This is a genomic window from Carboxylicivirga litoralis, assembly GCF_025499605.1.
Lineage (GTDB): Bacteria > Bacteroidota > Bacteroidia > Bacteroidales > Marinilabiliaceae > Carboxylicivirga > Carboxylicivirga litoralis.
The window spans coordinates 1-22,958 of sequence record NZ_JAFMVC010000038.1 but is presented as its reverse complement, the minus strand read 5'-3'; the positions used below and the strand labels follow the sequence as shown (position 1 = coordinate 22,958).

Genomic DNA, 22,958 nt, shown 5'->3' with positions numbered 1-22,958 from the left:
CTTCTTAAAAATATACGAATCAACTACTACGCAGGTCGACTCTTCGGTTATTAAACTGATTGACAACATTGTTTCGTCCTACAAATGGAATGATGCGGCAATTGTAGAACAATGGCTAAGTGTATTATATGCCGCCATGATTGCTGAAGAAAATAAGAAGAAAGCCATCCTAAGAAAACGCATCAAACGACTGGGGCTATATCAATTGTTTTTTATGGACTTTTCGCCTAAAGAAGCGGCGAACTATAGCAAGGGTAAAAGCTGGCAACAATTGGATAGCATTATGAAAGAACTAAAATTTTAGATGCTTTTAATACCACCAATAAATTATAACCAATTGCAATAATACGTTTCTAATCTGGCATTTACGCGGCATAGAGCAGCAATTAACAACGCATTGGACAACCATTGCCAACTTTGTCTCCCTCACGAAAATCAATAGCTTTGCTCCTTCTAAAATCAAATACAAAGTAATGACTAAAAACGCAGAAGAAATCGCTTTGAGACAACAACGGTTTCAAAAGTTGATGCAGGAGCATATGCCACAAACTGATGGTGCTTTTATTTTTTCACGTCTTAACATTTACTACTTCACCGGCACCATGAATGTAGGTGTGCTCTGGATTCCCAAAGATGGTCAATCCATTTTGTTTATCAGAAAAGGAGAAGAGCGTGCTAAGTACGAGTCGGCATTAGATGCTATTGTAACATTTAGCTCCTACAAAAACATCCCGGCTACTTTTCTGGATAGAGGAATGAAAATACCCTCCTGCATTGCAGCTGAAATGAATGGCTTAAACTGGTCACTGTCGGCCCGATTAACCAAAAGTCTTCCGAACACGCAGTTTATACCGGGAGACCATCTGCTCGCCATGACTCGTGCTCTAAAATCTGAATCAGAATTACAAATTATGCGCGATGCAGGCGCACGTCACCACAAGTGCATGAACGACTTGTTACCTGAGCATTTGCACGAGGGCATTAGTGAGTTGGAGGTCGCACATAAGCTATTAGAACTTTATTATCAGGAAGGCCATAATGGCATTCTACGTTTAGAATCTTTTGGTGAAGAGCTATTCGCAGGCCTCGTATCCATTGGTGATAGTGGTAACTTTCCAAGTGCTTTCAATGGCCCCAACGGTGCATACGGCTTACACCCGGCTGTTCCGTACATGGGTAATAAGAACATTAAATGGGAGAAAAATACACCCATGATTATTGATAACTGCTTTAATCTGCATGGCTACCACACCGATAAAACACATACCTATTGGCGTGGTAAGAAGAGTGATATACCAGCTAATATTCAGCATGCCTTTGACTTTTGTGTAGAGACTCAAAACTATTTTGCCGAACAACTAAAGCCCGGTGCTATTCCAAGCCAAATATGGGCCGAATGTCAGCAACGCGTGGCTGCATCACCCTGGGCCGATGGTTTTATGGGCTTAGGCAAGAACAAAGTGGTCTTCCTTGGTCATGGTATCGGTCTGGCTATCGACGAATATCCGGCCATTGCCAGAGGTTTTGACCAAGCTCTTCAGGAAGGTATGACCATGGCTCTTGAACCAAAAATTGGCATTAAAGGCATTGGCATGGTGGGTATTGAAAACACTTTTGAAATTACTGCCAATGGTGGTAAAGTGATCACTGGTAAAAACGATGAAATAATTGTGGTATAACAATTATCAGAAGACACTAACTAAGAAAATATCAAAACCATTAGTGTTTCTCGCGAAGTGCGGAAAGTAAAAAAATCGCAAAGAACACAAAGCTGTGAAAAAAACAATACTCTATACTTTGCTTCATTTGCGAAAATATTAGCGGTCTTTGCGCGAAACACTATTTTTGATCTCCATATAACTTGCCTACCGGATACACATTCTTTAGTTGGTCGTAATACGGTGTTCGCTCATAAAACCAAAACACTTTGGCCCATTGATTATTGTACACATCAGGCTGTTCCTTCACTGCTTGCTGATAATCTTTAAGCAGCTGCGGATTTTCCTTAATCATTTCACGAGCCATTTTCTCCATCACATAGGTCTCAACATACTCTTTGCGCTCAAAGATGGCGTTAAAAAAGCCCCATCGCACAAATGAATCAGGACCATCTGGCTCGAGCAAGTGAGCTATAATTTTAGCCGTTCGCTGGTTAACCGGCACGATAACAGAACCTGCCGAAAAGGTTTTGGTCATACTTAACTCATCCATTTCAAAACTTTCCACCATCTGCCGTCCTTCATATGGACGATTGGCAAACGTCACATCTCTAAATTTGTAGGTTTTAATAGCAAAGGTTTGGGCTTCATTCAAGGTGGTATAATGGACGCCATGCATTTTAAGCCGGTTAATAACATGGTACCATTCCACCGGAATAATATAGGCATCGGGTAAATTGGCTGTTTTATCTTCCATCAACCTATCGAACAAAACCAACTGGTAGTCTTTAGGCATATCGCTGAACTGCACCCAATCACCTTCGGTTAAGTCGCTATGTACAATATCATACTCCACCCCTTTAAAAAGTGTCATACTGCTATCTTTCTGCGAAGTATAATAACTCAGAACAAACTCCTTTCCTGCCAGCTCCTTCGCCTCTTTATCGGCGTACTCGTTCATCGCTTTAAGCGTTTGATACTGTGCATCGGTGTATTCTACAGTATACCTAAGCAAATGATAGGTAGCATCTACCCTGGTTTTATAATCTTTCAGCATATGGGTTTCAACCAGCAGTGCTGGTCGATTTTGATTGGCCAGGTAACCGGTTGAATAACGTGGTGACGATGTTTGTCGGATTAAGCCACTCCTTGGATCATGCCATCTTCTGAATGAAACATAGGGAAACATCAATATGTCATCCTTTTTAAGCTGCCCTTCGATGGTCGTAAGGTACTGATTTTGCCAGCTTGTTTGTTCCGGGTTCATATCGCCCATGATGTGCATACCATACGTCAGTGAATATTGGTAGTCGGCACCATCCGTAGTATGTATATCAATAAACATATCAGGCAACCATTGATTAAATAAGGCCAGCCACTGTTGCATTTCCAAAGCATCGGCCTTTATAAAATCCCTGTTTAAATTATAATTTTCGGCGGTAGTGCGCCACCCCATCTCTTTGGGGCCATTCTGATTAATACGGCTATAGGCACTAAAACGCTCGTGTCCATCGGTATTAAAAATGGGAATAAAAAGCAGGGTTGTATTTTTAAGAAGATCGGGATATTCCTGATGAATAAAGACATCACGTAAGAACATTAAACCGGCATCTTTGCCTTCTGATTCACCTGGATGAATGCAGGCTTCTATTAGCAATACTGTGTTACCGGATGCTTTAACTCGCTCAGGTGTGAAATTCTGGTTTCTGTCAACAATCAGCAATGGTAAATCACGTCCCTGCGCACTTTTTCCGAAACTGGTGTAGTCGATATATTCAGAAGCTGCCGCTAGTTTTTCACAATAATCTATGGTTGATGTATAACGGGGTGTTTCCAAACAATTGGATTGCTCATAGTAGGTTTCCCAGCCGGTATTCTGAGCATTGGCCATTCCAACAAACATACTTATTAAGCCGAATACAAACCACTTCATCATATTTCAACATTTTTAGTTAATAATGTGAAATAAAAGTATAGGTTTTCTTCTGAATAAAGCGACATATCTACTCCTAATTGTTTCCTTATTAAGGATAGAGTTCAAAGTAAGCTTTGCTAAAACTGAGAATAATTGTCAATACTGCTCAACTATCAACAATTTGCGTTAATGCCACAATATTGCATTGAGAACTTAAGTGTAGATTTATACAATAACTATAGATACACGATTTTCTATATAAATAAGATTTTATCCATGCTCCGAAATCTGCTGCAACTTATGCTCGTCAATGATTTCGATGACTTTCCCGAATATCTTGATAATTCCATCTTTTCTGAATTCTGTTAACGCTCGAATCACATTCTCCGTGGTCATTCCTATATATTCGGCTATTTCTTTACGACTCACAGGCAATTCAAATGCTTCAGTTTTGTAGATATCACGATAAAAATGAAGTAACACATAAGCCACACGACCTCTAAGATTACGGCGTCTGATGGCCAAAGATTCATCAATAACATTATCACTCACCATACTCATCTTTTCGAGTATACTCATGGCAAATTTGCCATTTTCACGAATAATACGTTTGACATCTCGGATTGAAATATTGCAGGTGGTTGAATCCTCAATGGCCATTACCGAATAACTGTGATGCTTCTTTGAAAGAATACTTAGCAGGCTAACAAAATCAAAAGGTTTGGCAAACGAAAGTATTTGTTCTTTATCGTTAGCATTGGTAATAAATAGTTTTACTAATCCTCTTTTCAGGTAAATAAACTCTTCCACTGGCTTACCCTGTTCAATTATGTAATCACCTTTGTCATAATTCTGCTCAACACGACTTTGACACAAGCTCTCCATTTCACTTGCTGAAATATTCTGAAAAAAAAGCTCCTTTAACTCGCATTCATCGCAACTACATTCAATAGCCATATCTGATTCTATTTACAAGTTTTTTATCAATCGGGTCAACTGATATATATCATAAACTGATAATTATTACCGCACTCAAGATACCGAATAAAACCAGCTCTAAGTAAATTGAATTCCAAAGTAATACAAAAGGGGCTAATTACAAACTATAGAATAAAACAATAACTCATTTCGTATTAACACCATTAAAAATACATCTATGAAAAAAATAGTTATACTTGGTGGAGGAACGGCCGGAACCATGATGGCCAATAAACTTCGTAAAGCACTCGATCGTGACACATGGGACATAACCATTGTTGACAGACATCGTACTCATTACTACCAACCCGGTTTTTTGTTTATCCCGTTTGGTATCTACTCCGAGCATGACGTCAGAAAGCCTAAGAGCAGTTTCTTTCCGGTGGGTGTTAACGTGATGTATACAGGTGTTGATAAGATTGATGCAGCCAATAAGGTGGTACACCTCGATGAAGGGAAAGTGTTGCATTACGATTACCTGATTATTGCAACGGGTACACAAACCAAACCAGATGAAACACCTGGATTAAAAGATAAGTTATGGTACAAAGACATCTTTGATTTTTATACCATTGAAGGAGCACTGGCTTTGCAAAGGCACTTTAAAACGTGGCAAGGGGGAAAACTTGTTATGGCGATTACTGAGTTGCCCTACAAATGTCCGGTGGCTCCTTTAGAGTTTGTTTTTCTGGCCGAAGAATTCTTCACTAAAAAAGGCATGCGAGATAAAGTTGACATTACCATTATAACGCCGATGCCGGGAGTTTTTACCAAACCTATAGCTACCAAAATGCTGGCCGAGCTATTGGTAGAGAAAAACATCAATGTAGTATCTGATTTTTATATCGAACACATTGATAACGATAAGAAAATACTGGTATCGTATGATGAAAAGGAAGTGCCTTTTGATACACTCACCATTGTTCCGGTTAATATGGGTGATGAAATGGTTGAACGAAGTGGTTTGGGCGACGACCTTAACTTTGTCTATACCGACAAACACACCCTTCAGCAACGCGATTATAAGGAAATATTTGTATTGGGCGATGCGGCTAATATACCTACTTCAAAAGCCGGCTCGGTAGCCCACTTTGCTGCAGAAATATTGTTCGAAAACCTGATGAGTGCCATTGAAGACCGTCCTTTGCTAGCCAGGTTTGATGGTCATGCCAACTGTTATATTGAAACCGGTTATGGCAAGGGCGCTCTCATTGATTTTAACTACGAAACAGAGCCTTTACCAGGCACCTTCCCATTACCTGGCATTGGGCCCTTCGGGCTTTTGAAAAATACGAAAATCAATCACTATGGTAAAATCATGTTCCGCTGGATTTATTGGCACATGCTACTTAGAGGTAAGGAACTTCCGGTAGAAGCTGATATGACCATGGCGGGTAAAAAACGGGTCACTTTCTAATCATTAAAGAAGAGAGTTATGAACGAAACAGACTTACAAGCACAGGTAAATCAGCTGAACCAAAAGATGGACATTGTACTCAACATTGTGACCCAGCAACAACTAAAAACCGAGAGTGTAGAAGACCTGCTCTCTGACCTTCAGATTGTTGGGAAAGACATGTACGACACAGCTGTTGTTGAGCTGGAAAATCAACAGGTAGAGATAGATATTGACGAGATAAAGAAACTGGGCATCCGCCTGTTGCATAATGTAGAAAACATTGGAGTGGTGCTAAGCATGTTCGAAAGCATGGTAGACTTTGCTAAAGACGCCGGACCATTGGTACGCGAATCTATCATCGACCTTACCAAGCGCCTGCATGAATTTGAACAGAAAGGCTACTTCGAGTTTTTTGCCGAAACTGGCAAGGTTATCGATAACGTGGTCAGTGCTTTTTCAAAAGAGGATGTGGCGAAACTGGCCGATAATATCGTAACCATTCTTAATACTGTTAAAAGCCTGACACAGCCTGAAATGATGCACGCCATGGATAATGCATTAAAAGCCTATAATAGCATGGAAATAGAAAATATACCTGAGTATTCGGTATTCAAATTAATACGCGAAATCAATAAGCCGGAAATGAAAAAAGCCATGGGCTTCATGGTCACTTTTATGAAAAATATATCAGCTAAATAAATATCAGTTAACATTTAAAATCTAAACATTATGGCACAAGTAGAAATCGCAAATAAAATGGTGGATGTAACAGAAGAAGGCTATCTGACCGACCCTTCTCAGTGGAACGAAGACATCGCCAGGGCTATTGCCGAGGAAATTGGCATCAGTCTTACGGATAAACACATGGAAGTAGTTATGTTTTTGCGCGAGAAACAAGCGCAAGGAGAAGCATTAACCATTCGCAAAGTAGGTAAATCGGGCATTGTCGATATAAAAGGCCTATATAAACTGTTTCCGGGTGGACCATTAAAGTTTTCATCAAAAATTGCAGGTATCCCCAAGCCTGTTAGTTGTGTTTAATTCTAAAATCAGGTAGTTATGACAAAAGAAGAAAATCCATTACAAAAAGTATGTATCATTTGTGCCAAAGGCACTATTGAAGATGTTTATGCCACATTGGTTTTAGCGAATGGAGCAGTTATGGAAGGTATTGAAGCCAAAGTGTTTTTTACCTTTTTCGGACTGGATGCCATTACCAAAAAACAAATGAATAAACTGCATACCGGAACAATAGGAAATCCGGCCATGCGCATGCCAGGTGGCTTACCATTCCCTTCTCTATTAGGGGCTTTACCTGGTGTTGAAGCTGGTGTTTCGACTATGATGAAAAGTCAGATGGAAAAACTGGATATACCTCCTGTCGATGAATTTCTTGAGATGATTACAGCGGGGGGCGGCGAAATATATGCCTGCAAACTGGCCATGGACATGTTTAAGTTGAAACAAGATGATTTGTGGGAAGATGTTTCAGGTGTACTGACTGTAGGTGACTTCTATGGTATGTGCGGTGGCACAAACACTCAAATTATTTTTACTTAAAATTATAGCACCAACATTTGTAACAGACTATTAACATAGCACTTACAAAATACGAAGGTAGTTTAAAAAGAATCTAAATATATAATTATTGAAATATTTCTATATTTAGACGTTAAAATATGTATACACTTGTATATTTAAATCTGATTTTTATGAAAAAATTACACATTATTGCATTATTAATCGGCCTACTAATACCCTCTATTACATGGGCCACAGATGGTTACTTCGGCGTAGGCTATGGTGCCCAAAACAAAGGATTGGCCGGAGCAGGAGTGGCCTGGTATAAGTATTCATTAATGAACGGAAATCCGGCGGGTAACGTGTTTCTTGGGAAGCAATACCAGGTAGGCGTTGGCTTTTTCAATCCCAACCGACAGTACACCGTCACTGGTAATCCTTCGATGATGGATGGAACCATGGGTTTAATGCCTGGAACTGTAGAAAGCGATTCGAAGTGGTTTATTATGCCTAGCATGGGAGCCAACTGGATGATCAATGAAAAAAGCAGCTTCTCTGCCGCTCTTTTCGGTAATGGAGGTATGAATACCGATTACCCTCCTACAATAATGCCTGATGGAACACCAGTAGGGACCTTTGGTAGTAACGGTGCGACTGGCGTTGATCTAGCCCAGATGTTCCTGGACTTAACCTATTCTCGTAAACTAGGTGAAAAACACAGCGTTGGTATCAGCCTTATTGGTACCTTCCAATACTTTGAAGCAACAGGATTATCAAATTTTGCACCTTTTTCCAGCAACCCTGAAAAATTAACTGCCAACGGACATGACAACTCATTTGGTATCGGCTTTAAAATTGGTTATATGGGCCATTTAACTGATGCGCTATCTGTTGGCGCCAGCTATCAGCCCAAAATTAAAATGAGTGAGTTTGATGAGTATGCCGGTTTATTTGCTGAGCAAGGTGGTTTCGATATTCCATCGAACCTGACAGTTGGTGTGGCTTATCAGGTAACCGATAAGCTAACAGCTATGTTTGACTTCAAACGCATTAACTATTCTAATGTGGCATCTATTGGCAATCCAATTGACCCAATGGCTTTACCACCTGCATTTCAAAATCCAGATGGCAGTTATACTCCAAACCCAAACCACGTGCCTCTTGGCGCTGACGACGGTTCCGGTTTTGGATGGAATGACATTAATGTATACAAATTAGGCCTTGAGTTTGATACCCAAAACAGCTGGATATTCAGAGGTGGGTTTTCGCATAACGACCAGCCAATTCCTGAATCGGAAGTGATGTTTAATATTTTGGCACCTGGTGTTATTGAAAATCACATCTCATTAGGTTGTTCAAAAGGTTTTGGCGAATCAGGCAAAGCCATTCATTTGGCAATGGTCTATGCCTTACCTGCAACAGTTAAAGGCTACAATCCATTCGATTTCGACCCTGAACAAGCCATGCAAGGCAATATGGTACCGAATCAAACCATTGAGTTAGAAATGAACCAATTTGAATTAGAAATAGCATTTACTTTTTAATTTATCCCCAAAATATAGACTTTGAACCGTGCAAAGTCTAGTATTGCAAAACAGGAATCGCTTTCCGGAGTGGTTCCTGTTATTGTAAAGTGAAAGTAATTAAGTGCTGATTGATATTGCTTCGGTATCTTATTTTTACGTCAAACTCAGGTTTGTAAGCCATAAGATTTTCGTTACTAACACTTAAAGCCCGCCAGCTTTTAAATAATCTCTTTCAAATTATCCACTAAACAATCAATCTGCTCATTCGTGTGTGTCGAAAACATCACAGTACGTAAAACCCCTTCAGGCCCTGCCCCTATGTATTTGGTATATTGTATATAGATATTTCTTTTTAACAGTTCAGCATGTATCTTTTGCATCTGCTCTGCTCCGCCAATCTTAAATGTTGTAATCGGGAAATCGTTATTCTCAACATCAATACCAATCGAGCGCAAACCTCCTTTTACCCGAAGGGCATTTTGACGAATTTTATTGCGCCATTCTGGATTCTCTTCCACCAGTTGTAACCCTTTCAGCGCTGCACCTGCCGCCGCACTCACTGGTGATGATGAGCCATCGATTACATGTCCGCGTTTAACGTGGTAAATAAACTCCTCTGAACCAAGGATAAAACCACCATATGCCCCGAATGCCTTAGATAGAGTAGCTCCCATAAATAAACGTTCCGATTTCAGGCTGAAATAATCATAGGTTCCACGGCCGTTAGCACCAATAATACCGACCGGGTGTGCATCGTCCACCCAAACTATACCATCGTATTTCTCCGCAATTGCTAAATACTCCGGTACAGGAGCCATCCAACCCCAGACCGGAAACATACCATCACTAAGTATCAATGGTTTTTCATTGGCCTTCAAGTGCAACTGAATTTGTTCCTCTAGATCTTTCGGGTCGCGATTTTTAAAAGTATAGATAGTAACTCCAGCAATTAATGCTGCCTCTTTGTTGCAGTAGTGCACCAGCTCATCCATAAAAATCACATCAAACTTATTCATGGCTTTCAGGGCCTGTATGCCAGCCATATTACTCAGGTAACCCGACGGTAGATAAACGGCATCTTCGGTATCGAAATATTCCGCTATTTTTTTATCTAAAGCCAATAATAAATCTGTGGTTCCAACACCTGGACGAGCAGTGGCGCTAGTAATACCATATTTTTGTAAAGCCTCAATGGAAGCCCTCAGCATATCGGGATGATTCTGCAATTGAAAATAACCGACCCCGGCGAAGTAATGCATGTTCTTATCTTCAATCCTGGTGGTTGCCCCGGTTGGTCCGTCAAGAATATATCTAAAAGGTGATTGAGCTACATTCATAATGTAATATTGTTTTCTGCTGAAATAGAAGCTTAAATATAGAAAACAATATTTGTAATACATATTACTTATGACTGATTTATTTCAAAAATAGCTGATTCCCATCTTCATTGATTCACTCCTTAAATAATGGCTGGGGTTTTTAGAAATAAAAAAGCCTTGCATCCATAGATACAAGGCTTGTAGTGGAGAATAGCGGAATCGAACCGCTGACCTTTTGACTGCCAGTCAAACGCTCTAGCCAACTGAGCTAATCCCCCATCATTTTAATATTGCGTCATGACCCTTTGTCATTTTTGCGATGCAAATATAATTGTTTTTTCCATGCTTGCAACATTAATATCAACTCTCAAATGATGATTATTGTCAAATTAAGTATTTTTAAAACCGCTTAACTTGACACTTCCCATAAAAACTATGGAAATTTGAATGGAATTTGATTTTAAAATTCTATTTTTATGCACTCAAAATTTGGGTGAGGGAATTAGAATCCTCTTTTGAATTGAGAATAACTGGTAATAATAGCTATCTTTAGGCACCAAAACTTTGATCTATTATGGAAGTAAAAAAGTCGCCGAAGGCAGATCTTGAGAACAAGAAGAGCGTCTTTATGCAGATCGGGTTGGTTATTACATTAGGAATCGTTTTGATTGCTTTTGAATGGACCTCTACCGATGTGGATGCATCTCAGTTTGAGATGGTAGAAGAGCTTGAAGCCGAGGAAGAAATCATGCCTATCACAAGGCAGGAAGAAGTAAAACCGCCACCACCACCGCCACCACCAAAGGTTGCTGACGTATTAAACATCGTAGAAGATGACGTGGAGTTGGACGAAGAATTAGACATCGAAGACACTGAAATGGAAGAAGATACTGAGATTGATTTCTCAGACCTAGCCATGGAAGAAGAAGAGTCTGACGATGCACCGGTCTTCTTTATTGTAGAAGACATGCCTGAATTCCCGGGAGGTGAAGAGGCGTTGCGTAAGTACATTGCACAATCGGTGAAGTATCCTGTAATTGCTCAGGAAAACGGTATCCAGGGTCGTGTTTATGTGTCTTTCGTTGTTAACACTAAAGGTAAAGTAACAGATGTGAAAATTGCCCGTGGTGTTGACCCTAACCTGGATAAAGAAGCGATTCGTGTGGTAAATGCCATGCCAGCGTGGAAACCAGGTAAACAAAGGGGTAAAGCAGTAAAAGTATCTTATACTGTGCCTATCAACTTTGTATTGCAGTAGTAATTACTACAGTAACAATATAAAAAACCCCGCAATAGCGGGGTTTTTTGTTGCCCTAAAATTGCGTTATATTTGTCGTTCGAAAAAAAGGACATAAAGAAGTAGTCAATGATTGAGAATCCTTCATCACAAAAGGAATTGGAGAAAGTGGTATTGGTAGCGGTTAAAACACCCGAAGTATCAATGCAACAAGTGAATGAGTATTTAGATGAGTTAGCTTTTTTGGCCGAAACAGCCGGAGCTATTCCTTTTGAACGATTCACTCAGAACCTGACCATGCCCGATCCTAAAACATTTGTAGGACGCGGTAAATTGCAGGAAATAATCGACTTTATGAAAGTGCACGAGGTGAAAACCATCATTTTTGATGATGAACTATCTCCCTCTCAATTGCGTAACCTCGAACGCGAATTAAAAGTATTGGTGCTCGATCGTACCAATTTGATTCTGGATATTTTTGCCCGACGTGCACAAACAGCTCATGCCAAAACACAGGTTGAGCTGGCGCAATACCAATATTTATTACCGCGATTAACTCGCATGTGGACTCACCTGGAGCGTCAGCGAGGTGGTATTGGGATGCGTGGTCCGGGTGAGAAAGAGATTGAAACCGACCGACGTATTATACGCGATAAGATTGCCAAGCTAAAGGTGGATCTGAAGAAGATTGACCGACAGATGGCCACACAACGTCAGAATCGTGGTAAGCTGGTGCGTGTTGCTTTGGTTGGTTATACCAACGTGGGTAAAAGCACCCTGATGAATGTATTGAGTAAATCGGAGGTTTTTGCTGAGAATAAGCTCTTTGCAACACTGGACACAACCGTTCGCAAAGTGGTGGTCGACAATATTCCATTTTTATTAGCTGATACTGTTGGTTTTATCCGCAAGCTACCTCACCACCTGGTGGAGTCCTTTAAATCAACACTGGACGAGGTTCGTGAAGCTGATATTTTATTGCATGTGGTTGACGTATCGCACCCGGGTTTTGAACAACAGATTGAAGTGGTGAACAAAACACTAAGTGAAATAGATAAAACGGTTAAGCCCAATATCCTTGTTTTTAACAAAGTGGATGCCTACGAGTATACACCAAAGGACGAAGATGATTTAACGCCTAAAAAACGTGAAAATTATTCTCTCGATGATCTAAAAGAAACCTGGATGGGGCAACAGGCAGATTGCATTTTTATCTCGGCTAAAAACAAGGTGAATTTTGTCGAGTTTAAAAATATGATTTATGATGAAGTTAAAAAGATTCACGCCCAACGTTTTCCTTTTAACGATTATCTGTACAACTCATATGGCGAAGATGGTCAGATTGAATAAAAAATAAAATGCTCAAATAATTTGAGGGATGCTGATTAGCGTCCCTTTTTTTTTGCAAAATCGTTCTGTCTGTTTGAAAACCTCCTCCCCTCGCCTTCGTTGAGGGACTCTTCCTTTAAAAAAGGAGAATTGACTGCCAGCTTGCAACCATTATGTGTATTTCTATTATTCTGGCTGTTGCACTTGATAAACCTGCACACCACGCGACTTACCTTTTAGTTTCAGGTTGCCTACTTCTTTGGTTTTGAATTTGCCAATATGCGGCAAGCTTTCGTATAAAATGCCTGAAATTAGCAAATCCTGTTTGTATTCATTGCACATCGATTCGATGCGGGCTGTTGTATTCAAAGTATCTCCATTGTAGGAAATATCCCTTTTGAGTCGCCCTACCTGTAAAACCATAATATCCCCTACATGCAGACCTGCTTTAAACTCAGGCATCAGCCCATAGCGCTTTTTATACCAGAAACGGTTTCGTCTAATCACTTTCTGAAATGCAAAAAAAGCTTTCAGGCAATTGTTATTGCGGATACCCTTCTTCAAATTCCAGGAGATAATCGCACCATCGCCCAGGTATTGATAGATGGCACCCCCATAATTTTCCACTACTGCCAGGTCATTAAATACATCCTGCACCAGATAACTAAACTTTTTATGCTGCAGCTTTTCGGCAATGGTCACCGATGAACGCATATCAACAAACATGAAGATGCGCTTTTCAGCACGCGGTTTATTCAAGGTGCCCATCAACCATTGTAACACATTTGACAGGCCAATTTTCCTAAGTAAGCCACGCACCATGGTACTTAAAATACATGAAAAATAGAACCAGAGTGTGAACCGCAATGAACGAATACCCAGTTCGGGCATATTTTTGAGATAAATTTCATAATCCTGCAACTGCTCAAAGGTCAGGTTTTTATTCGCTGATAAAAAGATAATCAACAGTGCCATCAACAAGTACAACACATGTCGAAAAAAAGCAATGATGCGAATGGGCAATTTGCGCACCACCCAACCAATAAATACAGCATCGAGCAGGGTAAAAAAAGAGGCAACAAAAAACGACAGCAATACTGTATTGCCATAAATATCATCCTTTTCGAGAAGATTGAGGTAATTGACAAACAAGCGCTCATCTTGCGTATAAAACACATAAGCTGCCAATGCCAACAACCAGAATATTTGATGAAACAGGTAAGACCTAAAAAATATACTGAACCAAATTTTTACTTTCTCAAATGAAAACATTGCAATGGTATGTGAGGTAATTCATCTGCTTTTACAGTCAAGTGAGCAGAATGGTTACAGTAAGTTATTAACAACAGCTCCTTAAAAAAAAACAGACCTTAAGGCTTTAAAAACCTTAAGGTCTTGAGATTTTATTATCTCCATCCGAAAATCGGAATTGGGAACGAACAATTATTTAATCAAGCCTTCCTTAATCATGTACTCAGCAATCTGAACAGCATTAAGTGCAGCTCCTTTTTTAATTTGATCAGACACACACCAGAATGTTAATCCGTTTGGATTGGCTAAATCCTGACGCACACGACCTACAAATACTTCATCCTTACCAGCTAAAAACAATGGCATCGGGTATTCCTTATTAGCCGGTTCGTCCATTAAGATAACACCATCAGCTTTTGCGAAAGCACCCTTTGCCTGAGCTGGCGTAACTGGTGCTTCAGTCTCAAGCCAAACAGCCTCGGAGTGAGCACGAAGAATAGGTACACGCACACACATAGCACTCACCGAAATATCGCTATGCATAATCTTTCGTGTTTCGTTAAACATCTTCATTTCCTCTTTGGTATAGTCGTTGTCGGTAAATACATCCACCTGTGGAATCAAGTTCATCGCCAACTGATACTGGAAAACATCAACCTTTGTCTCTTCTCCATTGACAATGGCTTTTGTTTGCTCTTCCAACTCCTGCATACCACTCGCTCCAGCCCCGCTCGATGCCTGGTATGTAGATAGATGTACACGCTTAATGTGCGATAACTCCTCAATCGGTTTCAAAGCCACCACCATCTGGATGGTTGTACAATTAGGGTTGGCAATAATATTACGTGGTGCATTTTTACAATCCTCAGCATTTACTTCAGGTACTACCAATGGCACATCGTCATCCATACGGAAAGCACTTGAATTATCAATCATAACGGCACCGTGCTTGGTAATGGTTTGGGCATATTCTTTAGATGTTCCACCACCAGCTGATGTTAAGGCAATATCAATGTCTTTAAAATCATCATTATGCTGAAGCTCTTTAACAGTCAGCTCCTGACCCCTAAATATTATCTTTTTTCCGGCACTTCGTTTCGAACCAAATAATACTAATTCATCCATTGGAAAATTACGTTCTTCCAATACTTTCAGGAATTCCTGTCCTACAGCGCCACTAGCACCAACGATTGCTACTTTCATCACTCAATAATTTAAATGCTTAAGTCATATTTTTTCATATTGATATAAAAAACATAACCTAAACGGTCATATAACTTTACTTAGTAAGCAAATTGTGTTAAATTGTTTTGTGTTGGTGGATTGATAAGTTGCTTACATTCCAATGCAAAAATAGAAATATTTACTTTAACCCTTAACCCAATGCGCCTGATTTTTATCTTTCTAGTATGTTTTCCCAATATCTGCTTCTCTCAAATACAAGAATCTTTTAACGATGGAGATTACCAAAACAACCCGGCCTGGTCGGGTAGCGAAGATTATTTTATTGTCAATACCAGCAACGAACTACAGCTCAGCGATACCGATGCTCGTGAGTCCTACTTGTCAACAGCTAGTCAGGCTATTGAAGAAGCCAGCTGGCAAATGAGAGTGAAAATGGACTTTAATCCGTCATCGAGCAACTTTACCCGAATCTTTCTTGCCTGTGAAACAGAGGCATTAACTAATGCCAATAATGCATTATTTGTTGAGTTAGGAAGTACCGATGATAATATCTGCTTATACAAAATAGAAAATGGCTCGAAAGAAAAACTGATTGAAGGTGCTGTGGACCGCATCAACCTATCAGCTGTTGATGTGCTAGTTAAAGTAACGCGAACAGACAATAATTGGACCCTGGCAGTTGACCTGGGTTCGGGATGGATTGATGAGGGACAAGCTACCTTTGAGCTTAACTTTCCATCCAGTCACTTTGGCATCTACTGTAAATACACCAAAACACGCGCCAACAAATTCTTTTTTGACGACATCAGCGTTGAAGGCCAACCCTATCGTGATAAAACACCACCTGAAGTAAGGCACTTCGAACTAATTAACGGAACACAACTTCGACTGACATTCAATGAAGCACTGGACGAGTCGAGTATTGGCACTGAAGATTTTATGCTTGAGAACAGTCAGCGCCAACCTTCCAGTTTCAGTTATAATAAAGAAAACCTTACAATAAGCCTTTTCTATGATCCTATCCTGGACGACACCCCAGATGAAACATTACAAGTTTCCAATATTCTTGATCTTGATGGCAACGCATTAGCCGAGTGTTCTTTCCCTTTTAGCTACGAAAGAATTAAAGTCAACAACATTGAACTTACTGACCGGCAAACCATTAAACTTACTTTCTCTAAAACAGTCTACATTGCTGGCTTTGACAAGGCCATACTAAAAATAGATGAACTAGCCATTGAACCGATAGACATCAGCACCGAAGATGAATTAAGCTTTCATATATCATTACCCGAATCGCTCGACAATGGCAGACGATACACTTTGCAAATAGAGGGAATTACAGATGCTATCAATGATGCTGTTCCTGCTATTAACACAACCATTTCACACTATAGTGCCTCCCGTTTTGATGTGGTATTTAATGAATGGATGGCCGATCCTAATCCTTCGATGGGTTTGCCCGAAGTGGAATTTATCGAGCTATTTAATAACTCGGCCTATGATATTAGTCTTAAAAACTGGAGCTTACAGATTAATGATAAAGCCGTTATATTGCCGGACTCTAGCATCTCATCCAATGGGTTTATCTGCCTCGTTTCGGCGACTGACATGGATAAATGGAACTCCAGGATACCAACTGCATTTGTTAAGAGCCTGCCTGCACTTAACAACTCAGGCTTCGAAATGAGCCTTTTCAATGAAAGCACGGCAGTGGTTGATGCCTTTATTTATCAACCAACAACCATACCTGGCGAAGGATTTAAGAAAGATGGTGGCTGGTCGGTTGAACGAATTGATTCCCAAAACCTGAGCGGCGAAGCTGATAACTTTCACTGGAGCATGGATTTAAATGGCGGCACACCTGGCAGCAACAATTCTGTTCAAGCAAAAAATACTGATACAAAAGCTCCACACATTGCATCTTTGACCTTACTCGATGCTAAAACGCTCAACATGGAGTTTAACGAAACGATGAACTTTAATACCTTTTCAGTAGAAATAGAACCACAATTACAGATACACAAACAGGTTTTTGATGAAATATTCCTTAATACTTTAAAAATTGAGTTTGAAAATACCTTGCTATCTAATGCTATTCATCAACTCAACGCCATTGATATAAATGACCTGGCAGGTAATAAGCTTGAATTGAATGAGCCATTCCTGTTTGGCATGCCTGACACCCTTGAACTCAATGATGTATTGATTAACGAAGTACTGTTTAATCCGTATCCGGATGGAGCTGATTTTGTCGAATTATACAACACGAGCGATAAATTAATCGACCTGTCCGACATGTATTTTGCTCAAATTGAAGATGATGCCATTGAGAAATTATATCCGGTAAGTGATGAATGCGTTTTGTTGCACCCCCACGCCTATGTCGCCATCACAACTAATAAAGAAAGCTTGCTGCAACACTATACCTGCTCACAACCCAACGCTATTTTTGAAGCCTCCGGTTTACCGTCCTTCCCCGATGACGAAGGCCTTGTTGCCATTGGAAATAAAAAAGGAATCATATTAGATAAATTCTCCTATCATCAAAACATGCATTTTGACCTGTTAAAAGACAAAGAAGGCGTTTCGCTGGAGCGCTTATCGTGGCAGCTGGCAACACAAGAAAGCAGCAATTGGCAGTCGGCAGCGTCAACGGCAGGTTTTGCCACTCCCGGCTACATTAACTCACAACAGCTCAACGCTTCAGTAGAAACAACAAATATTGTAAGCCTTTCTCCAGAGGTATTTACGCCCAATGGCGATGGAATTGATGACTGGCTCCAAATTCACATCACCCCCGAAGAACTGAATACGATAGCCACGATTCGCATCTTTGATGCTAACGGCAAAGAAGTGCGTTACCTCATCAACAATCAATCGCTGCCCAATAGCCACTTCTTTCTATGGGATGGTTTAAATGACGCCAATGCTGCTCTTAAACCAGGTATTTATATCATTTATGTGCAGTGCGTCTATCCATCGGGCAAAGTGCATGAAGAAAAGTTGAGTTGCGTGATTGGCATAAAAAGTAATTAATCTGGTAAGGTAGTTTCTACAATAATGATTATTTTGGCGTTGGGACAAAATTCTAACTGACTACAAAATGAACAGACAGGAACGATTGAAGTATTGCAAAGTATGCTCTTATCAACGATTTAACACACAAAAAGGCATCATCTGTAGCTTAACCAATGCACCGGCTGAGTTTGAGGTATCGTGTACCACTTACAAAGAAGACCCGGAATTAAAGCACAAAGCAGATATGGAGGCGATTCGCAATCAGTTATATGCGCAGGAAGCGAGCAAATTGCAAAGAATCATTAACAGAGCTGTTGACATATTCTGCATTGTAGTAACGCTTGTCATTTTGCTAAATATTATCGATGTGATTAATGTATTTGTTTTAGGGAATACAACAAACAGTTTTAACGACACCACTCTGGAGAATTATTTGTGGGCTTATTTTGCCACATTCCTGTATTATTTCTTATTTGAATCCCTAACAGGCAGAACAATCGGAAAAATCTTTACGCAAACAAAAGTTATTAATACAGATGGGGAAAGACCAGCTGTTGGTACTATTTTTATTCGAACACTTTCCAGGCTTGTCCCTTTTGATGCCTGGTCATTTGTTTTTACTAATTACGAAGGCTGGCACGATGCCTGGAGTAAAACCAAAGTTGTAAGCATAAAATAAACCATCTGGATATTATATTAAGAGCAGCCACTTAGTTACTCTTTTTTTATACAATTCTTTAGCATAGACTTAACCTTAACTTATTATGGACTAACTAATTTAGTAATCCATAACAATAAGGAGGAGAATCTATGAATCGGGAACACCAATTGCGCTTCTGCAAGGCTTGTCTGCACCAGAAAAACGACAACGAAAGAGGTTTAATATGCCGGATTACCCACGATACGCCTAATTTCACATCGGAATGCACCACCTATCATGAGGACAAATTTCTTAAGAACAAATACGAACTTCATGAGGTCGCTAAATGTTTGCAATGCCATCAGGCCAGCAAGGGACAACGCATCGTCAATGGTTTAATTGATTGGGCTTTTTCATTTCTGTTTTTCATCCTTACCATTAACTTATTTAATGTTGTTATACCAGAAACCAATCAAATGCCCAATCTTATTGTCTTTAAATACACCTTAGGAGCTGTTGCCATCATCCTATACTATAGCATTATGGAAAGCATTACGGGACGTACCTTTGGCAAGATGATAACAGGCACTAAGGTGGTGAGTGAAAGTGGCCAACAGCCTCCATTGTCAAGTATTCTGATGCGCTCCGTTTACCGCATCATACCTATTGACTGGCTTTCGCTTCTCTATTGGAAATACGAATGTGGGCACGACCGCTGGACCAAAACCAGGGTCGTTTTATACCAGGCAGCTTTCAAACAGCTCTGACCTGTTTAATTCACCTATTCTACCACTTTTCCCAATGCACATTTGACTCATCCCATTTGTCTTTAGGTTTCTCCTGTCCGGTTGGATAACCTATCACAATCACGTTTAATGGCACGATTGATTCAGGGGCATTCAATACCTTGCGCACATCAACTTCGCGCTCTTGAATAGGATGAACACCTGTCCAAACAGCACCCAAGCCCATGCTTTCGGCTGCCAGCAGAATATTCTGAGAAGCGGCGGAACAGTCCTGAATCCAATACGGCTGCCCCTGGCCCTCCAGGGCTTTATTCATATCGCCACAAACCACAATAGCTGCACTGGCTTGCTTCAACATCTTGGCATAAGGCAAAACACCAGCCAGGCTATCAAGCATGCTTCGTTCACTCACAGCTACAAAGGCCCACGGACGTTTATCAACAGCCGTTGGGGCAGCCATACCAGCCTTAACCAATTCTGTAAGCTGTTCTTTCGTAACTTTTTTGTCGGTATAGTGGCGTACACTCTTACGATTATAAATACTTGCCAAAGTAGAGTTGGCATAAGTGTTTGGTTGAAAATCAGGTTCCATATCGTCTTTAAATAATTTATAGGCATCACCCGGTTTGGCTATGCGCTGACCAAATCCATAATAATAATCACCCCCGTAAATAACGGGATTAATGGCTTCAACATCCACCTGATTATCGGCATCCAGGTAGCGTTCATCCACCTTTGTGTCAATTACCTTTCCAATAAACTGCCGGTGCGAACCTAAGTCAACCACTTCGGTTAATTCGCACTCAATAACAATCGGAAATTCACCAATGTATGGCGCATTCACAAAATCGCCTTTAACAGCCGTCAGATTCAATGATTCAAACTTATTTTCATCGTGCCCCGATATTCTGCCAACATAATCCATGTATGCCACATGACGGGCCGATGGCACATTAATCGTAAAAGCTTTTGCAGCCATAATGTTATCATAGGTTTTGCAGGCCGGACGAATAGATACGCCAATGCTCATTGGGCGGGAGTTAACAATGCCAGCCCAGGCAGCTGTCATAATATTGGGCGTTCCATCCTCGCTATACGAGCCAATAACCAAAGCCGGCTTGGGATGAATATGCCCCTTGGCTCCTACCGAACGCTTGGTGGTGCTTCCTTGCTCCAACTGGCTGATAAGCGCTTCCGTTTTAACGGTATTGCCAACCGGTTTATCAGGTTTATGCGTACTTAACTGATAAACCAATACAACGACAACAAGAGCTAATACGATATTTAGTAGTGTGGCTTTATTTTTCATATTGAAATGATTTATGTTTTGAATGGAATGAAGGGATACTATCGAGTAAACAACCCGTTGGGCACAGCTGGCACCACGGACGGTTGAAGAAAACTGACAGGACGACAATTAAAGCGCCGGCACCCAACAGCATCCACGAAGCAACTTTAAACGAAAAAGCAATAAATGGTTCTATGTTTGACATGGGCAGGGCAAAACCCAGTATCAGGCTGGCCCATATAAATGTGAGATAAATCTGACGTAAAGTAACCACGGATATTTTTAGTTTAAAGCTGCGTTTTTTAAAAGGTGACGCTTTGGCTACCAACATCTGCAAAGCACCCATGGGGCACAGGTAGGTACAATAGTATTTTTTATGTCCGGCTATAGCCAACACAACAGACATACTCAATATAACAATCAGCTCCCAGTTGCTCTGCCACGGCAATCCTTTTGTCAACCAGCTATTCAGCAATTCAAGGCTCAGCATTTTCTTGAGCCACAAGCCCATGACTAACACAACACCAACCAGGTAGTAGATATAAAATTGCCTGAATCGCTTACCCAGCATCATGGTCAATGAAAGCACCAGCAACACCAACATCAGCACCAGCTGAATAATACGCATCAGGGATAAGGAGGCACGCTCTTGTTCAGCCTGCAAATAATTAGCCACCGAATATTGAAAGGTGCGGATAATGGCCTTACTACTTTTGGTGGCTCCCGTAACAGCATCCACCTCAAGCGATAACAAAGTGGTATCCAGCGGCAGCTTATCCCAGGTATTGAGCAGCTTTTCTTCATGCACATGGTCGATAAACTCAGGGGTTTCGTTGTGCCTCAACAAGTGGGTTGAGATAATTTGCTTGTTCAAATCCAGGGCAATCAGCAACGGAACTGCACCACTATAGCCCTGGTAGCGGGCATCCAGCTCTTCAGATATCAACACATAACCCAGCGATTTATTGCTGCTATCTAAGACAAGCAGACTATTATCACTTTGCTTTTTATACGATTGAGTTTCGGGAAAAACCTGCTGAATATCGGCCAGGCTATATACCGGAGCATCATCGGCCTTGAGCCACTCAAAATCAGCCCCTCCTCTAATAGCCACAGCCAGTAACAATAGAAAAATAACCAGATAGCTGTAAATGCTATTGGTCCTGTTTGTGTGAGTCATAAGTTTTCATTTTGTCGACACAAAAGTAAAGCATGCCCTGCGCTCACACAATATTTGGCTTGTTAAGAGGATGTGAAAAGAAACATCTCTGTATTGAAATCATGTCGCTCCTGGACAACATACTACCAACATTATACCTGCTTATCTATAAAATCATATTTCAGTTATACTTAATACACTTTTAACTCAAGTTAAACTCAACTACAATCGAATTTAGTTTGAGTTTAATATGACTTTACTTTGAATTTAATCCCTTGTTGGTAGCTGGCAAATACGAAGTTGATACAAGCAAGTAGCTTAACGTTTATAACTAATCATTTATATCCCTGCATAGTTTAATTTGTAAAATTAGTCAGGAGAACAGGTACACAATCGGAATATTCAGTAGAATGAAGTTTACGGACGAGCCGCTATTTAATTCTATACAAGAATAATGTAGCAACGATATAAACTTTCTTCTTGATAAAAATGTCCTACCTCATTTTTAGTTGCCACTCATCTATTTGCCAGCGCAGAATTCGATAAACATAGGCTATTTGGATAGATAATACCAGACTTTACAACTTTTCAGCACTTAACATATAAAGGTGCGCTATTCTTGCCTATATGGCATGTATTGTGCACCTTTAGGTTTCGTAAAGAAGAAATAAATGCTATATGTTTATAAAAACGTTGTGTGGCATTGAAAACAGCATTAACATCAACAGAAACTAAACAATGAAATTTACTCTACTTATCTTGGCATTTATAAGCTTGTTTCTTACT

General features: G+C 40.3%; 19 protein-coding genes and 1 tRNA gene. 12 read left to right on the top strand and 8 right to left on the bottom strand.

Features of this window, described 5'->3' with window-relative positions:
• The coding region (locus J1N10_RS19305) for a DUF7004 family protein (protein WP_262328381.1) at window positions 1-304 on the top strand (304 nt) is incomplete at its 5' end.
• Between the two features lie 169 nt (window positions 305-473).
• Window positions 474-1,679: a M24 family metallopeptidase gene (locus J1N10_RS19300; RefSeq protein WP_262328380.1), complete on the top strand. Its 1,206-nt coding sequence runs from the start codon at window positions 474-476 to the stop codon at window positions 1,677-1,679.
• Window positions 1,680-1,839: 160 nt separating this feature from the next.
• Here J1N10_RS19300 and J1N10_RS19295 read toward each other — a convergent pair whose 3' ends face one another.
• Together J1N10_RS19295 and J1N10_RS19290 are read right to left on the bottom strand one after the other, a co-directional pair.
• Window positions 1,840-3,594, bottom strand: coding sequence for a M14 family metallopeptidase (locus tag J1N10_RS19295; protein WP_262328379.1), 1,755 nt, complete (start codon window positions 3,592-3,594; stop codon window positions 1,840-1,842).
• Window positions 3,595-3,843: 249 nt separating this feature from the next.
• Window positions 3,844-4,530: a Crp/Fnr family transcriptional regulator gene (locus J1N10_RS19290; protein ID WP_262328378.1), complete on the bottom strand. Its 687-nt coding sequence runs from the start codon at window positions 4,528-4,530 to the stop codon at window positions 3,844-3,846.
• Window positions 4,531-4,729: 199 nt separating this feature from the next.
• Here J1N10_RS19290 and sqr point away from each other — a divergent pair, with 199 nt between their 5' ends.
• The 5 genes from sqr (at window position 4,730) to J1N10_RS19265 (ending at window position 9,015) form a co-directional block, all read left to right on the top strand.
• Window positions 4,730-5,968: a type III sulfide quinone reductase, selenoprotein subtype gene (sqr, locus tag J1N10_RS19285; RefSeq protein ID WP_262328377.1), complete on the top strand. Its 1,239-nt coding sequence runs from the start codon at window positions 4,730-4,732 to the stop codon at window positions 5,966-5,968.
• A gap of 18 nt (window positions 5,969-5,986) precedes the next feature.
• Window positions 5,987-6,649 (top strand): helical membrane plugin domain-containing protein, encoded by a 663-nt coding sequence (locus tag J1N10_RS19280; RefSeq protein WP_262328376.1) that lies wholly within the window; start codon window positions 5,987-5,989, stop codon window positions 6,647-6,649.
• A gap of 30 nt (window positions 6,650-6,679) precedes the next feature.
• Window positions 6,680-6,991: a TusE/DsrC/DsvC family sulfur relay protein gene (locus J1N10_RS19275; RefSeq protein ID WP_262328375.1), complete on the top strand. Its 312-nt coding sequence runs from the start codon at window positions 6,680-6,682 to the stop codon at window positions 6,989-6,991.
• A gap of 18 nt (window positions 6,992-7,009) precedes the next feature.
• Window positions 7,010-7,510 carry a DsrE/DsrF/DrsH-like family protein gene (locus J1N10_RS19270; RefSeq protein WP_262328374.1) on the top strand — a complete coding sequence of 167 codons (501 nt, stop codon included), beginning with the start codon at window positions 7,010-7,012 and terminating at the stop codon, window positions 7,508-7,510.
• Window positions 7,511-7,662: 152 nt separating this feature from the next.
• Window positions 7,663-9,015: an OmpP1/FadL family transporter gene (locus J1N10_RS19265; RefSeq protein ID WP_262328373.1), complete on the top strand. Its 1,353-nt coding sequence runs from the start codon at window positions 7,663-7,665 to the stop codon at window positions 9,013-9,015.
• Between the two features lie 200 nt (window positions 9,016-9,215).
• Here the strand turns inward: J1N10_RS19265 and J1N10_RS19260 are convergent, their stop codons facing one another.
• Window positions 9,216-10,334, bottom strand: a complete 1,119-nt coding sequence (locus tag J1N10_RS19260) for an aminotransferase class I/II-fold pyridoxal phosphate-dependent enzyme (RefSeq protein ID WP_262328372.1) — start codon at window positions 10,332-10,334, stop codon at window positions 9,216-9,218.
• A gap of 186 nt (window positions 10,335-10,520) precedes the next feature.
• Window positions 10,521-10,594, bottom strand: a tRNA-Ala gene (locus J1N10_RS19255).
• Between the two features lie 296 nt (window positions 10,595-10,890).
• Here J1N10_RS19255 and J1N10_RS19250 point away from each other — a divergent pair.
• Both J1N10_RS19250 and hflX read left to right on the top strand, forming a co-directional pair.
• A complete protein-coding gene (locus J1N10_RS19250; protein WP_262328371.1) occupies window positions 10,891-11,574 on the top strand; it encodes an energy transducer TonB in 684 nt (227 codons plus the stop codon).
• A gap of 108 nt (window positions 11,575-11,682) precedes the next feature.
• On the top strand, window positions 11,683-12,903 hold the full coding sequence (hflX, locus tag J1N10_RS19245; RefSeq protein ID WP_262328370.1) for a GTPase HflX: 1,221 nt from the start codon (window positions 11,683-11,685) through the stop codon (window positions 12,901-12,903).
• Between the two features lie 165 nt (window positions 12,904-13,068).
• Here the strand turns inward: hflX and J1N10_RS19240 are convergent, their stop codons facing one another.
• Together J1N10_RS19240 and J1N10_RS19235 are read right to left on the bottom strand one after the other, a co-directional pair.
• Window positions 13,069-14,076, bottom strand: a complete 1,008-nt coding sequence (locus J1N10_RS19240; RefSeq protein ID WP_262328369.1) for an adenylate/guanylate cyclase domain-containing protein — start codon at window positions 14,074-14,076, stop codon at window positions 13,069-13,071.
• A 249-nt stretch (window positions 14,077-14,325) separates the two neighbouring features.
• On the bottom strand, window positions 14,326-15,336 hold the full coding sequence (locus J1N10_RS19235; RefSeq protein ID WP_262328368.1) for an aspartate-semialdehyde dehydrogenase: 1,011 nt from the start codon (window positions 15,334-15,336) through the stop codon (window positions 14,326-14,328).
• A gap of 180 nt (window positions 15,337-15,516) precedes the next feature.
• Between J1N10_RS19235 and J1N10_RS19230 the strand changes: the two genes are divergently transcribed.
• The 3 genes from J1N10_RS19230 to J1N10_RS19220 all read left to right on the top strand — a co-directional run bounded on the left by J1N10_RS19230 (window position 15,517) and on the right by J1N10_RS19220 (window position 19,746).
• On the top strand, window positions 15,517-18,357 hold the full coding sequence (locus tag J1N10_RS19230) for a lamin tail domain-containing protein (protein ID WP_262328367.1): 2,841 nt from the start codon (window positions 15,517-15,519) through the stop codon (window positions 18,355-18,357).
• Between the two features lie 67 nt (window positions 18,358-18,424).
• Complete coding sequence (locus J1N10_RS19225) at window positions 18,425-19,018, top strand: RDD family protein (protein WP_262328366.1); 594 nt, start codon at window positions 18,425-18,427, stop codon at window positions 19,016-19,018.
• A 131-nt stretch (window positions 19,019-19,149) separates the two neighbouring features.
• Window positions 19,150-19,746 carry an RDD family protein gene (locus J1N10_RS19220; RefSeq protein WP_262328365.1) on the top strand — a complete coding sequence of 199 codons (597 nt, stop codon included), beginning with the start codon at window positions 19,150-19,152 and terminating at the stop codon, window positions 19,744-19,746.
• A 19-nt stretch (window positions 19,747-19,765) separates the two neighbouring features.
• On the opposite strand, the gene J1N10_RS19215 is transcribed toward J1N10_RS19220, so the two are convergent.
• Together J1N10_RS19215 and J1N10_RS19210 are read right to left on the bottom strand one after the other, a co-directional pair.
• Window positions 19,766-21,034, bottom strand: a complete 1,269-nt coding sequence (locus tag J1N10_RS19215; RefSeq protein ID WP_262328364.1) for a flavin reductase — start codon at window positions 21,032-21,034, stop codon at window positions 19,766-19,768.
• On the bottom strand, window positions 21,024-22,193 hold the full coding sequence (locus J1N10_RS19210; protein ID WP_262328363.1) for an FMN-binding protein: 1,170 nt from the start codon (window positions 22,191-22,193) through the stop codon (window positions 21,024-21,026). Before J1N10_RS19210 ends, J1N10_RS19215 begins: the two co-directional genes overlap by 11 nt.
• Window positions 22,194-22,958 lie beyond the last annotated feature (765 nt).

Bases quoted from the DNA above. Each gene is read 5' to 3' on its own strand.
- J1N10_RS19300 (WP_262328380.1), top strand. From the start codon at position 474: ATGACTAAAAACGCAGAAGAAATCGCTTTGAGACAACAACGGTTTCAA.
- J1N10_RS19295 (WP_262328379.1), bottom strand. From the start codon at position 3,594: ATGATGAAGTGGTTTGTATTCGGCTTAATAAGTATGTTTGTTGGAATG.
- J1N10_RS19290 (WP_262328378.1), bottom strand. From the start codon at position 4,530: ATGGCTATTGAATGTAGTTGCGATGAATGCGAGTTAAAGGAGCTTTTT.
- sqr (WP_262328377.1), top strand. From the start codon at position 4,730: ATGAAAAAAATAGTTATACTTGGTGGAGGAACGGCCGGAACCATGATG.
- J1N10_RS19280 (WP_262328376.1), top strand. From the start codon at position 5,987: ATGAACGAAACAGACTTACAAGCACAGGTAAATCAGCTGAACCAAAAG.
- J1N10_RS19275 (WP_262328375.1), top strand. From the start codon at position 6,680: ATGGCACAAGTAGAAATCGCAAATAAAATGGTGGATGTAACAGAAGAA.
- J1N10_RS19270 (WP_262328374.1), top strand. From the start codon at position 7,010: ATGACAAAAGAAGAAAATCCATTACAAAAAGTATGTATCATTTGTGCC.
- J1N10_RS19265 (WP_262328373.1), top strand. From the start codon at position 7,663: ATGAAAAAATTACACATTATTGCATTATTAATCGGCCTACTAATACCC.
- J1N10_RS19260 (WP_262328372.1), bottom strand. From the start codon at position 10,334: ATGAATGTAGCTCAATCACCTTTTAGATATATTCTTGACGGACCAACC.
- J1N10_RS19250 (WP_262328371.1), top strand. From the start codon at position 10,891: ATGGAAGTAAAAAAGTCGCCGAAGGCAGATCTTGAGAACAAGAAGAGC.
- hflX (WP_262328370.1), top strand. From the start codon at position 11,683: ATGATTGAGAATCCTTCATCACAAAAGGAATTGGAGAAAGTGGTATTG.
- J1N10_RS19235 (WP_262328368.1), bottom strand. From the start codon at position 15,336: ATGAAAGTAGCAATCGTTGGTGCTAGTGGCGCTGTAGGACAGGAATTC.
- J1N10_RS19230 (WP_262328367.1), top strand. From the start codon at position 15,517: ATGCGCCTGATTTTTATCTTTCTAGTATGTTTTCCCAATATCTGCTTC.
- J1N10_RS19225 (WP_262328366.1), top strand. From the start codon at position 18,425: ATGAACAGACAGGAACGATTGAAGTATTGCAAAGTATGCTCTTATCAA.
- J1N10_RS19220 (WP_262328365.1), top strand. From the start codon at position 19,150: ATGAATCGGGAACACCAATTGCGCTTCTGCAAGGCTTGTCTGCACCAG.
- J1N10_RS19215 (WP_262328364.1), bottom strand. From the start codon at position 21,034: ATGAAAAATAAAGCCACACTACTAAATATCGTATTAGCTCTTGTTGTC.
- J1N10_RS19210 (WP_262328363.1), bottom strand. From the start codon at position 22,193: ATGACTCACACAAACAGGACCAATAGCATTTACAGCTATCTGGTTATT.